This window comes from Clostridium chromiireducens, assembly GCF_002029255.1.
Classification (GTDB): domain Bacteria; phylum Bacillota; class Clostridia; order Clostridiales; family Clostridiaceae; genus Clostridium; species Clostridium chromiireducens.
This window is the reverse complement of the sequence record NZ_MZGT01000023.1, coordinates 12,066-25,523: the sequence shown is the minus strand read 5'-3', so window position 1 is coordinate 25,523 and position 13,458 is coordinate 12,066. Positions and strand designations below refer to the sequence as shown.

Annotated in this window: 11 protein-coding genes, 2 pseudogenes and 1 riboswitch; of the genes and pseudogenes, 10 read left to right on the top strand and 3 right to left on the bottom strand. The window is 27.9% G+C overall.

Annotation, left to right across the window (positions count from 1 at the left end; genetic code table 11):
* Positions 1-50: 50 nt before the first annotated feature.
* Positions 51-1,667, bottom strand: coding sequence for a permease (locus CLCHR_RS09935; protein ID WP_079439557.1), 1,617 nt, complete (start codon positions 1,665-1,667; stop codon positions 51-53).
* Between the two features lie 267 nt (positions 1,668-1,934).
* Between CLCHR_RS09935 and CLCHR_RS09930 the strand changes: the two genes are divergently transcribed.
* Both CLCHR_RS09930 and CLCHR_RS09925 read left to right on the top strand, forming a co-directional pair.
* Positions 1,935-2,831, top strand: coding sequence for a metal ABC transporter solute-binding protein, Zn/Mn family (locus CLCHR_RS09930; RefSeq protein WP_079439556.1), 897 nt, complete (start codon positions 1,935-1,937; stop codon positions 2,829-2,831).
* A 159-nt stretch (positions 2,832-2,990) separates the two neighbouring features.
* Positions 2,991-3,866 carry a LysR family transcriptional regulator gene (locus CLCHR_RS09925; protein WP_079439555.1) on the top strand — a complete coding sequence of 292 codons (876 nt, stop codon included), beginning with the start codon at positions 2,991-2,993 and terminating at the stop codon, positions 3,864-3,866.
* Positions 3,867-4,016: 150 nt separating this feature from the next.
* Here CLCHR_RS09925 and CLCHR_RS09920 read toward each other — a convergent pair whose 3' ends face one another.
* Entirely contained in the window at positions 4,017-4,373 is a 357-nt protein-coding gene (locus CLCHR_RS09920; protein WP_079439554.1) for a NifB/NifX family molybdenum-iron cluster-binding protein, read from the bottom strand.
* A gap of 314 nt (positions 4,374-4,687) precedes the next feature.
* Between CLCHR_RS09920 and CLCHR_RS09915 the strand changes: the two genes are divergently transcribed.
* Complete coding sequence (locus tag CLCHR_RS09915) at positions 4,688-5,542, top strand: 4Fe-4S binding protein (protein WP_079439553.1); 855 nt, start codon at positions 4,688-4,690, stop codon at positions 5,540-5,542.
* Positions 5,543-5,633: 91 nt separating this feature from the next.
* A complete protein-coding gene (gene trxA / locus CLCHR_RS09910) occupies positions 5,634-5,951 on the top strand; it encodes a thioredoxin (protein WP_079439552.1) in 318 nt (105 codons plus the stop codon).
* Positions 5,952-6,086: 135 nt separating this feature from the next.
* On the opposite strand, the gene modD is transcribed toward trxA, so the two are convergent.
* Positions 6,087-6,938: a ModD protein gene (gene modD / locus CLCHR_RS09905; RefSeq protein ID WP_079439551.1), complete on the bottom strand. Its 852-nt coding sequence runs from the start codon at positions 6,936-6,938 to the stop codon at positions 6,087-6,089.
* Between the two features lie 294 nt (positions 6,939-7,232).
* On the opposite strand from modD, the pseudogene CLCHR_RS09900 reads away from it, so the two are divergent.
* The 6 genes and pseudogenes from CLCHR_RS09900 to crcB form a co-directional block, all read left to right on the top strand.
* A pseudogene (locus CLCHR_RS09900) lies at positions 7,233-7,370 on the top strand (P-loop NTPase); the annotation flags it as partial.
* 115 nt (positions 7,371-7,485) lie between these two features.
* Positions 7,486-7,629: pseudogene (locus CLCHR_RS09895) on the top strand (iron-sulfur cluster assembly scaffold protein); the annotation flags it as partial.
* A gap of 610 nt (positions 7,630-8,239) precedes the next feature.
* A complete protein-coding gene (locus tag CLCHR_RS09890) occupies positions 8,240-9,913 on the top strand; it encodes a ribonuclease J (protein WP_079439550.1) in 1,674 nt (557 codons plus the stop codon).
* A gap of 43 nt (positions 9,914-9,956) precedes the next feature.
* A complete protein-coding gene (locus CLCHR_RS09885; protein ID WP_079439549.1) occupies positions 9,957-10,232 on the top strand; it encodes a metal-sensing transcriptional repressor in 276 nt (91 codons plus the stop codon).
* Between the two features lie 165 nt (positions 10,233-10,397).
* Complete coding sequence (locus CLCHR_RS09880; RefSeq protein ID WP_079439548.1) at positions 10,398-12,260, top strand: heavy metal translocating P-type ATPase; 1,863 nt, start codon at positions 10,398-10,400, stop codon at positions 12,258-12,260.
* Between the two features lie 151 nt (positions 12,261-12,411).
* Positions 12,412-12,476, top strand: a riboswitch (Fluoride riboswitch).
* 237 nt (positions 12,477-12,713) lie between these two features.
* Positions 12,714-13,106: a fluoride efflux transporter CrcB gene (gene crcB, locus CLCHR_RS09875; RefSeq protein ID WP_341456891.1), complete on the top strand. Its 393-nt coding sequence runs from the start codon at positions 12,714-12,716 to the stop codon at positions 13,104-13,106.
* Positions 13,107-13,458: the final 352 nt, after the last annotated feature.

The following is a 13,458-nucleotide window of genomic DNA, read 5'->3' as shown; positions in this document are numbered from 1 at the left end:
TATTTTATATAGCTAAGATAAAATATATTTCAATATTTGACGCATTATTATTAGGATAGTTTAAGGTTAACAAGAACACCAAAAGATATTACAAGAATAAAAAATATTAACTTTATAACAAATTTCTTATTAAAGTTGCCAAAGAGCATAATTGTATTTTTTATATCAAGCATGGGACCTACTACTAGAAATCCCATAACAGAATTTATTGAAAATAGTTTCAAAAATCCTTTTGCTACAAATGCATCTGAAGTTGAGCAAACTGAAAGTAAAAAAGATAATAATATCATAGTTATAAGGGAACTTCTGTTATCGTTCGGAAGATACATATTATTATTCATAGAGATTGCAGTTTGAAAGATACTAGATAGAAATGTACCAATAATCATAAATATACCGGTATTAAAAAATTCATCTCCAGTATGAATAAATACTGCTTTAAGCCTTTTAAATGCATCACTTGAAGAATCATAATCACTGCTGCAAAAACCACAATTACAATTTATTTCATCATCATTGATTATTAATATATCATCTTCTTTTTTCATACTAAACTGCATGATTAGTCCTACCAAAATTGAAATCACTATTCCAGCGGATATTCTACAAATTACTACGGATTTCATACCTTGAAAAGCATAGATAGTAGATAGAATTCCTATAGGATTTACTATTGGAGCTGCAAGCATAAAAGTAATAGCAGCGGCTATAGGCACTTTCTTTTTTATAAGGCCTTTAACGATTGGGATTGTCCCACAATCACAAATTGGAAATAATATACCTGAAAAAGCAGCAATTATACACGATAAAAAAATATTTTTAGGAAATATTTTAATAAACGTATCTGGAGAAATGTAAATCTGTATTACTGCTGATATAAAACTTCCAACCAAAATGAAGGGAAGACCTTGAATTAATATACTTATAAATATTGTATAAAAATTTTTGAATTTACTTATATAATCATTATATATATTATAATCAGACATCATTAATGTCATGAAGAATGTAAATAAAAATATAAAAACAGTTGTAGAGATTAAAAATTTAAAAGTAAGGAAATTATTCTTATTATTAAGTTGTACATATTCTTCCTGATGAATTTCTTTAATGTTTAAGGTAGAGACGTGTTCTATAAGCTTTGCAGTTTCATTTATTTTTTTTATTTCATTTTGAATATTTGAAAATTCTTCTTTATTTAAATAATTTAGATTGTTTAATATTATCGTTTCACTATTTAAAATATGAGGAGTAACTATACTTTTCATATTTTTTAAATATATAAAAAATTTTTTTGCATCAATTATTGCTATTATATCATCAACCCTACATATTTTTTTAAGAAATTTATCCTTGAATATATTGATAATAGAAGAAGAATCCTTCATTCCATTTGTTTCTATCAATATTCTATTTGGAGAATATTGATCTATTATTGTACTAATAAAAAATGTATTAATTTCTTCTGTTATTTTAGGGTTAATTACAATAATCTTATTATTATCTTGAGAGTTTTGAGAGGATATATCTATTTCAGATAATCCAAATTCATCTTGAAGAATTATAATTGTTTCATTTTGAAATTCACCACTTTTTAATATGGAATTTATAAAGTTAGTCTTTCCAGCTTCAATAAATCCTAATACTATATCGATATTTATTTTCATAATTTACCTCAACTATATATTATTTAATAAACTTATTATTTAAATTATTCAATTTGTAAAGAATATATTATGTTTTTATATTTTATAGGAATTTGTAGATGCAATAGATTTGCATTTACATTTTATATAGATTATATTCCTATAAGTATAAAATTACAATAGTGCCATTTTATATAGTTTTTTATAAGTATTGACATATTTATTATTGGATAGTAATATTATTAAATGAAAATGCAAATGCAAATCATATGCAAAAGGGGTGCAAATATGAAAAAGAAAATTATTTCAGGAGTGCTAGCTATAGTAACTAGTATGGCACTAATTGGATGTGGAACTAATACAAAAACTACATCACAAAATACAAAGGATGACAAATTAAAAATCATGGTTTCCATATATCCGCTAAAAGAATTTGCTGAAAAGATCGCAGGAGATAAAGCAGAAGTAACTTGTTTAGTACCGGATAATGTAGAACCTCATGATTATGAGCCTAAAACTAGAGATTTCGAGGAACTAACTAAAGGAAAGGCGTTTATTTATAATGGGTTAGGAATGGAGAGCTGGGTAGATAAAGTTAACGATACTCTTAAAGGAAAAGATATAATCATAGTAAACTCAAGTGAGGGAGTACAAGTTAGAGAAGAAGAAGGAGCAGTTGATCCACATAGCTGGTTAAGCTTAAAAAATGCAGAAATACAATCTAAAAACATAAAAGATACTTTGATAAAACTAGATGAAAAGAATAAGGATTATTATGAAGCCAATTATGATAATTTTAAAAAGGAATTAGATGATTTATATAATGAATATAAGCCTAAATTTGATACATTAAATAAGAAGAATTTTATAACAGGTCATGCTGCCTTTGGATACTTATGTAGAGATTTTGGTTTAACGCAAAAGTCAGTTGAAAATTTATTTGCTGAAGGGGAACCGACTCCAAAGCAATTAGAAGATTTAGTTTATTTTTGTAAAGAAAATAATATAAAAACTGTTTTTTCAGAAGAATTAGCAAGTCCAAAGGTTTCTGAAACTTTAGCAAGGGAAGTCGGAGCAGAAGTAGTACCAATATTGACATTAGAATCTAAAGAAGATGATAAGGATTATATTGAAGCCATGAGATATAATCTAGATGAAATATATAAATGTTTAGAAAAAGAATAGAATATGGAAATGAATCTTAGAACAATATACAGAAAGTATTACTACTATTTTCAGAATTTCTAGTTCGAAAATATACTAGCAAATTAAATTCATAAGTAAAAATTATTCATTTCTATATATTAATAAAAATGTGTTATGATATATTGCAGAGGTGAAAAAATGTTGGATTTTAGAATAGATACTTTTTTAACTGTATGCGAATATATGAATTTTACGAAAGCAGCAGAAATACTCTGCATTACACAGCCAGCAGTATCACAACATATAAAATATTTAGAAAAAGCTTATGAAAGTAAATTATTTGAATATGAAGGAAAAAAAATAAAGCTTACAAAATCAGGAGAAATTTTGTATCAAACAGCTATTACAATGAAGCATGATGAAAAATTCTTAAAAGAAAAGATTGATGAAGAAAAATTAGGAGTAAAGAATCTTAAATTTGGTGCGACCCTTACAATAGGGGAATTTATATTACCATTAAAACTTCATAACTATTTGAATAAGAATAATAACATGAATATTAATATGATTGTAGGGAACACTAAGGAACTTTTGAAGAAATTGGAACATGGTGAAATTGATTTTGCATTAGTAGAAGGATATTTTATAAAAAGCGAGTATGATTATGTTATATACTCTAAGGAAAGATATATTTGTGTAGCAGGTAAAGACTATAAATTTAAAGAGCAGCCTAAAGTACTTGAAGATCTACTTAGAGAAACTTTGATTGTAAGAGAAAAAGGTTCAGGAACAAGAGATATTTTTGAAAGAAATTTAGAAGAACAAAACTTGACAATAAAAGATTTTAATAAAGTAATTGAAATAGGAAATATTAATACAATAAAATCTTTAGTTAAAAATAACAATGGAATCACAGCTATATACGAAGCGGCAGTAAAAGAAGAACTAGAAGATGGCAGTTTACAAAAAGTTGAAATTCAAGATTTGCAAAAAAAGCATTGCTTTTATTTTATATGGAGAAAGAATAGTGCTTTTGAAAATTTGTATAGAGAAATATTCAAGGATTTTCAATAACTAGTGCAGAATATTATTTTGAAGTCTGAATTATAATTAATCTGTAAAGTAATTTTGAAAAAGTAAAAATTTACAAAATAAGATTAGCTATAAAAAAGTTGTTCATAGTGATTTATTAAATCACTATGAACAACTTTTTAATTAAATTTATTAATTATGGCATTCATGTTCATGGCAGACATCGCCGGAATCTACAAGTGAACCTTCAATCCAGTTTAATGCTACAGTTTTGACATCTCCAGAGCAGCCACGTAAAACTTTTATACCAGCATTATTTAACACTCTTACAGCTCCTTCACCCATATTTCCTGCAAGAAGAACTTCAACTCCAATATCAGAAAGAGTAGTTGCAATATTTGATTTGCAGCCACAGCCAGCTGGTGATTCAACAGTTTCAGAATTTGTTATTTCTTTAGATTGTGTATCAACTGTAAAAACTGTGTAATATTCACAGTGTCCAAAGTGACCATCGATATTATTATTACGTGATGGTAATGCTATTTTCATAATATAAACCTCCAACAAAATATTAAATAAAGGAACATATATAATAAACATTATTGGCATATGCCCTTTATCTATTATAATAAACTCATAAATGGCATATGTCAATAATATTAATTAAGAAAGATTATAATACAATCTCTTATATGGGTTTTAGTATAGGCACAAACATCAAATGCCACACTGAATCATTAGATATATTTATGGTTATATTATAAATTCTTATTTTACTTGCAAATAATCCAATATTATACTTTAAGGTATTAAAGTTAATTAATTTGAATAAATTACATATTTGAAGGAGATGCATATTTTTTATGGTTAATGCTAAAAGACAAAAAGAAATGAAAGCTCTAGGATTTTTATTGCAAAATGATAAAGAACATTATTCAGTAAGGTTCTTAAGCAAAGCAGGAAATTATACAGTGGAAGAATTAAATATGATTAATAAGATTGCAGGAAAATATGGACGAGGCTATGTTGGTCTTACTACAAGACTTCAAATGGAAGTTCCTTGGATCAAAGATGAAGATGCAGAAAAAGTAATGGAAGAAGCTAAAGATTTGGGGTTACGTCATGGTGGGACAGGTCAAAAAATAAGACCATTAGTTGCATGCAAAGGAACTGTGTGTCTTCATGGAAATATTGATACACAAGGGATATGTAGAGAATTGGAAGTTAAATATTTTGGAACTGATACTCCACATAAATGCAAAATTGGAGTTGTTGGCTGTGCAAATAATTGTGCAAAAGCTAATATAAATGATATAGGAGTTATGGGAAGAACAATACCAGAATTTAAGCTAGATAATTGTGTTGGATGTGGCCTTTGTGTACAAGGTTGCAGGCAAAAAGCCTTAGAAATAGTAGATAAGAAGATAGTTTATAATAAAGAGCTCTGTGTAAGCTGCGGTGAATGTGTGAGAGTATGCAAAACTAATGCTGCTATTGTTAAAGAAAACGGTGCTGAAATATTTGTAGGTGGAAGATTTGGAAGGGGAATGAGAATTGGAGATTCACTTGGAAAAATATTTGAGGAAGAAAAGATAGTACCTGTAATTGATAAAATAATGAAGTACTACAGAGAAGTTGGCCAAAAAGGAGAAAGAATTTCTACAGTTATGGATAGAATCGGTAAGGAAACATTTATAGACAATGTATTAAGTGATTAAGTCACAGAAAAAGAATAAAAACAAAAATATAATTAAAGTATAAGCAAACTAGGAATTATTAAATGTTTAAATTAAATAGGAGGAATTAAGCATGGCTAAAATAATAAATAGTAATGAATTTGTTCAAAATGTTGAAAATACAAAAGGTGTAGTTGTTGTTGATTTCTTTGCAACTTGGTGTGGACCTTGTAAGATGTTAGCTCCTATATTTGAAGGTGTTAGTAATGAAATGGGAGATAAAGTTAATTTTTTCAAACTAGATGTTGATGAAGATGGCAGAATAGCACAAAAATATGGAATAGCAGCGGTTCCAACTATGATTATTTTTAAAGATGGAATTCCAGTAGAAAATTTGGCTGGTTTTATGCCAAAAAATAATATAATAAATAAGGTAAATGCTCATTTATAAAATTGTATAATTAAGTAGTAAATGGCATTTTAATTAGTTTAATAATAATAATAAGAGAGGAAGGTAAAATGGCTAACCTCTCTTTTAAAATTTAAATAAGTATCGTGTTTATTAAAATTAAATTTTGGTTTTACTTTATTGCATTTTATCATTTTTAATTTTGCAGCCAATATCAATAGGTTTCGCATGATATACTGAAGTTGTAACAATGGCACTGACGCCTGTCTTAGCATATTCTTCAATGTTGTTTTCATTTATGCCACCAGAATCTAAAATAATAATAGAAGGATTAATATTTTTAAGAATATCTACATATGCTTTTAAATCATTAGGTGGGACTTTATCAAATTGAATACCATCAATGCCATTTTTACAAAGTTTAATAGCTTCATCTATACTTTCCACTTCCACTATTACTTTTTTTTCGCAGGCTTTAGATTTTATGGAATTTAAATTTTTAATAAGCTCATCAATGCCGCCTAAAAAGCATAAATGTTGTTTAAATATTAATATGGTTTCTGATAATCCTAGTCTATGGGGAAATCCACCACCTGCAATTATAGCTTTAATCGCTAATTCCTTACTTCCGGGAACCACTTTTCTTGTAGTAATAATATGTAGATTAGAATTTATTTTAGATACTTTATCTACTAATTTTTTCATTTTAGTAGCAATTCCTGAACTGTAATCAAGAATGTTTTGTGATACTTTCCATGCCATATGCAAATCTTCAGCATTACCTTTTCCTTCGAGGAAAACTTCACCTTTTTTTATTAAAGCGCCTGAAGGCTTAGTTTTAACCAGTTCTATATTTAACTTGTTAAATATTTTTGAAACTTCCTCAGTGCCACAAAGTACGGCATCTTCTCTTGTGAAAAATTGTATAGTGCCTATTTGATGACCAATTCCTAAAATTAGAGTAGTTAAATCTATGTAGGGTATATCTTCTTTAATAAATTTGTCTATAAGTTCATCTGAAATATACATTGTACAACCCCTTTTCAATATTTTGATTTATAGTATAAAAAATGTGTTAAATATATGAGTTTATATTTAATGATATTTTAGCTGTAATATATATGTTCAATTATCTTCAAAAGTAATTGCTTATTATTTATATTTTTCATAAAATATCTCCTAGTATTACTTCAAATAACTCATAATATATGGTAATTAAATTTGCCATAATTAATAGTAATCCCTTTAAAAAAGTAAGTCAATATTTTTTATTAGCATTTGACAATAACAAAAAATGGATGTGCAAAAGATAAAGCTAGCTGCATGATTGAAAACAATCCTTTGAACAATGTAAAGAAAATTATTGGTGTTATGAGTGGTAAAGGAGGAGTTGGTAAATCTTCAATTTCTGTGACCATTGCGAAACATTTAAAAGGGCTTGGATACAGCGTTGGGATTTTATGATGCCCATATAGATGAAAGTTTAGAATTATTATTTAATCCTATAGTTAAAAAAATTATTGATGAATTAGAGTAGCATAAAGATGAAGATAAATTAAATAAATTTAATGTAAAAGTAGAAGAAGCATTGAAAATTACTGAAGAAGATATTGTAGATGCATTAGAAGGATTACCAGAAAATAAAAAACATTGTTCTAATCTTGGTGTACAAGCACTTAGAAATGCTATTCAAGATTATTATGATAAGGAGAAAAAATAAATGAGTTTAAAAATAACAACTCTTTTTGGAAATAAATTTGACTACAATAATACGGGAAATATATTAAAAATCGATTAAGCTAAATTTATCTATTTATTATTATTAAAAAGTCTGTAATAAAAATTAGTTATTATTAATTTTATTACAGACTGATGTTTTATATCGAAATTTTGGGTCAAACTTCTCATAGTTAATATAAAAACAGGAAAATAATAATAATATTATTAGGTTGAAATTGACTACATAAGAGTTTTCGTGATAATATTTAGTTAAGAGTTATTTGATTAAATTAGTTACATATATTAAAAGCAATAAAAAAAGATGAATGAATATAATCGATTTATGGTCACATTTATAAATTTATATTTATTCAAGTTTTTTTATAATGAACATAATATTTATAAAGAAAAACAAGGTGCAGATATACTAAGTTTATTTTAAATCTTTCTAAAATTGATAATAAATATTATTATGAGGTTAAGACAAAATGACTTTAAGAAAGTGTATTATTGCTCTTCGGAATATAAAAAAATAAAAATTTAATTATAGAAAAAATTTAGTGGTAGCTAAGTTCTATTTTTGTGTTCTTAGTTACAGATTAGGAGTAAAAATGGTAAATAAGAAAAAAGTTAATAAGATAAAAGTTATACCTTTAGGAGGGCTAGGAGAAATAGGGAAGAATTTAACTGTATTTGAATATGAAGACGAAATAGTAGTTATAGATTGTGGAATGTCATTTCCAGATGGAGAGCTTCCAGGAATCGACCTAGTACTTCCTGATATAACGTATTTACTAAGAAATAAAGATAAGATAAAGGGATTTTTTATAACTCATGGGCATGAAGATCATATAGGAGGATTACCTTATGTGTTAAAACAAATCAATGTTCCTATTTATGCTACAAAGTTAACTTTAGGGTTAATTGAAAGTAAATTACAAGAACATAATATTCTTAGTGATTGCACATTAAACATGGTTAAACCAGGTGATATAATAGAAAAAGGCAATTTCAAGATTGAATTTATTAGAACAAATCATAGTATAGCAGATAGTGTATCAATTGCTTTACATACACCTATAGGAGCAATTGTTCATACTGGTGATTTTAAAATTGATTTTACTCCAATTGATGGAGAAATTATAGACTTACAAAGATATGCACAGATCGGAAAAAAAGGAGTACTGCTTTTAATGGCTGATAGTACTAATGCTACTCGTGCAGGCTATACAATGTCGGAAAAGACTGTTGGTGAAACTTTAGATAATCTATTTATTAAGGCAGATGGAAGAGTAATAGTAGCTACTTTTGCATCAAGTATCCATAGAGTGCAGCAGATTGCAAATGCGTCTATAAAAAATGGTAGAAAGATTGCTTTCAGTGGAAGAAGCATGGAAAAAATATCTGAAGTTGCTAGAGTCTTGGGATATTTATTTATACCACAAGAAATGATAATAGATTTAAATGATATTAAAAAATACCCTAACAATAAAATTACGATAATTACCACTGGAAGCCAAGGTGAGCCAATGGCAGCGCTTACAAGAATAGCCTCAGGAAATCATAGGAGTATTCAACTTGAAAAGGATGATATGGTAATTATATCATCAACTCCAATACCTGGTAATAAAAAGGCTGTCTCTAATGTTATAGATGATTTAACACAAAAAGGTGCCAAGGTGATATACGAAGCAATAGAAGACATACATGTATCAGGCCATGCTTGTGAGCAAGAGCTTAGATTGATTCATGCACTCTTAAAACCTAAATTTTTTGTACCAGTACATGGTGAGTATAGGCATTTATTAAGTCATTCTAAAATTGCAGAAAATATGGGTATGGATAAATCAAATACGTTTATATTAGAAATAGGAGATGTATTAGAATTATCTAGAAATAAAGCAGAAATAACTAACAAGGTGCCAGCAGGTAGAGTTCTTATAGATGGCTTAGGTATTGGAGATGTAGGTAATATTGTACTTAGAGATAGAAAAAATTTATCAAAGGACGGTATTATAACAGTAGTTATAGTTATAAATAAAGAAAGTAGAAGTATAATATCTGGTCCAGATATTATTACGCGCGGATTTGTATATGTTAGAGATTCAGAAGAAATAATTAAGGATATTAGAGAAATAGCCTATAAAAGTGTAAAGGGATGCCTTGATAATAATGTAACTGAGTGGTCAGAAATAAAAAATACTATTAGAAGAGAAATAAACACTTTTATATATACAAAAATAAAAAGAAAACCTATGGTTTTGCCAGTGATTACTGAAATATAAATTATGAAAACAATAATATTTAATTTTATTAGGAGGATTTGATATGCGTCAATGTATGGATATACCCAAAGTTCAAACTAGGATTAAAAAAATAGAAGGCCAGCTTAGAGCCATTTCAGAAATGGTGGATAAGGATGTACCGTGTGAAGATATTTTAATACAAATTAATGCGGCTAAAAGTGCTTTACATAAAGTTGGTCAAGTAGTATTGGAGGGGCATCTTCAACATTGTGTTCGTGAAGGGATAGAGCACGGTGATGCTGATAAGACAATTGCTGATTTTGCTAAAGCAGTAGAGCATTTTTCTAGGATGTCATAACAATATTTAAATTATAATGATTTTTTATGGGAAGCAGTCAAAAATTTGACTGCTTTTTGTTATAAATATTTTTAAACAATTATGAGAATCATTCTTGACAAAAAAATCTTTTATCATTATCATATACGTATACCCCTAGGGGTATATGAAAGGAGAGGATATGAAATGTCTAAAATAAGTGAATTCATAAAGGATGAAGAAAAACGAACTATGATAATGCTTATAATATCAGCATTATCGCTAATAATTAGTTTTTTTAATTTAATAGATTTACCTTTTGATGCTGCTTATATAGCAATAGTATTATGTGGTTTGCCAATTATTAAAGAAGCAATAATTGGACTTGTTACAGAATTTGATATTAAAGCAGATGTGCTAGTTTCTATGGCTTTAATTGCTTCTGTAATCATAGGTGAAATATTTGCAGCAGGAGAAGTTGCATTTATTATGACTTTAGGTGCATTGCTTGAAGAACATACTGTTGCAAAAGCAAAATCTGGAATTGAAAAATTGGTTAATCTAACACCAACAATAGCAAGAGTAATTGTAGATGGAAAAGAAAAAATGATTAAAGCTAAGGATGTTCTAGTAGATGATATTATTAAAGTTTTGCCAGGAGAGACAGTACCTGTTGATGGTATTTTGATTGAAGGGGAGACATCAATAGATCAATCTGTTATGACAGGGGAATCAATGCCTGTAGATAAGAATGTTGGAGATGAAGTATTTAGTGGTACTGTAAATCAATTTGGTGCCTTCAGTATGAAAGCGAGTAAAGTTGGTGAAGATAGTTCACTTCAAAGAATGATCCGTCTTGTAAAATCAGCAGATGCGGGAAAAGCAAAGATTGTAGGAATGGCAGATAGATGGGCTACATGGATTGTTGTAATTGCTTTAATATCAGCAGGTGGAACATGGTTCGTTACGGGTGAAATTCTTCGTTCTGTTACAATATTAGTTGTATTTTGTCCTTGCGCATTAGTTTTAGCAACACCGACAGCAATAATGGCAGGTATAGGAAATGCGACAAAGCACGGTATTTTAATTAGAGAAGGGGATGCCCTTGAAAGGTTATCAAAAGTTAAGAAGATTACTTTTGATAAAACAGGAACTTTAACTTATGGAAAACCAAAAGTAACTAAAGTATGTACTTTTGACAAAAGCGTATCAGAAGAAGAATTATTAAATTTAATGGCCAGTGTTGAGAGCTCTTCAGAGCATCCACTTGGAAAAGCAATTATAGAATATTATAAAACAGTATCAAAGGAAGGATTTAAGAAAGTTACAGACTTTAAGATGATAATTGGTAAAGGGGTTTCTGGAAAAATAGATAATAATAAAATAATAGCAGGAAACAAGAAGCTACTAGAAGAATATCAATTAAACTTAAGCAATGTTCAAGAAAATTTAGCTTCCGATTTTATAGAAAAAGGATGTACAGTTGTGTATATTGCACAGGATGATCATGTAAAAGGTTTTGTTGTTTTAGAAGATGTATTAAGAGAAGATGCCCAAAATACAATTCAAAAAATTAATAAATTAAATATAGAGTCTGCTCTGATTACAGGTGATAATAAAAAAACAGCAGAAAATATAGGAACTTTATCTGGTATTGAAAAGGTATATTCAGAATGCCTGCCTGAAGATAAATTAGCTATAATTGAAGAATTTCAAAAAAATGGACAACTCGTTTCAATGGTTGGTGATGGAGTAAATGATGCACCAGCATTAAAGAAGGCTTTTGTTGGAATTGCCATGGGTGGTATAGGAAGTGATATTGCTGTAGATGCGGCAGATATAGCCCTTGTAAGTGATGATATAAAATGTATTCCACACTTATTAGAGCTTTCAAAGAGAACTATGAAAACAATAAATATTAATCTTGCATTGTCAATGGCCTTAAATTTTATTGCAATTATATTAGCTATGACAGGTATTCTTAATCCAATTGTAGGAGCATTGGTACATAATGTAGGTTCAGTTGTAGTTATTGTACATTCAGCATTATTATTAAAATGGAGGAGTTAGATAAATGAAATGCTTAATAAAATTATAAAAAGATTTAAATTATAAGAGAGAAGAATAATTAAGAAAATTAAAAATTGAATTATTAAAGCTTGAAAATCATCAAATTATAACTTACAATTAAATAAACAGATGATATTTTTAGAATATGAGGAATTTTATAGGTGATGAAGTTCGCCTTTAAACATCTCTTTAGAGATTGATGACTTCTACTACAATTAATGTAGTAGGAGTCTTTTTATTTTTAAGAACTTCTTGAATCTATGCATATATTCACAAAGTCATAGGCATAAATTTTGGTTATTGAAATAGAAAATGGACTTATTAAAACATAACTTAGTATAGTAAGAAGACTTAATCTAATATATTGGTTGTTAAATGGAGTTGTAACTTAAGAATGGAGGAGGAAGGATGAATAGTAATTAATAATCCTGATAATAAAATATTTTTTAATAAATGGAGGAGATTAAATTGCAAAGAGTTATTTATGTGGGTATTGGAGGATGTATAGGAGCAATAACTAGATATTTAATTACTAAACAGTCAGCCAATTTATTTAATTATAGCATTCCACTAGGGACGCTGATAGTAAATGTTGTTGGTGGTTTTTTAATAGGTATGATAAATGAACTAAGTATGTCTACAGATTTAATATCACCAGATTTGAAGCTTTTTTTAACCACTGGAATCATGGGAGGTCTTACAACTTTTTCAACATTTAGTTATGAAACAATCAGCTTGCTAAGTGATGGAAGATATTTAGCAGGCATGTCAAATGTTTTATTAAATGTTTTCTTAAGCCTGGGAGGAGTTGTTCTGGCTACATATTTATGTAAAGTTATTGTGTAATAGCTATTATATTAATTGCAAATTTTCAACGATTAATTGCTAAAAAGCGTGATTCAGATATTTTGTTTTGTTTGGAAAATTATTCAAGCAAATTCTAATATTCTTAAGAATTTTAGTATATTAGAATTTGCTTTTCAAATTACAATCTTAAATGAAGTTTATTATTTTCTTTCATGTGCCTTAACTAAGATTTTCAATATTTAAATCATCAATTATTTTTTCAACATTATAAGTTATATCAACACTATTATTAAAATTAGTATTAACTAAAGTTATTTTATCATTATATCCAAAATGTTCTTCAATGCACAATTTTATTTTATGTTCGCCTTCATATAAATCTATATGCTGC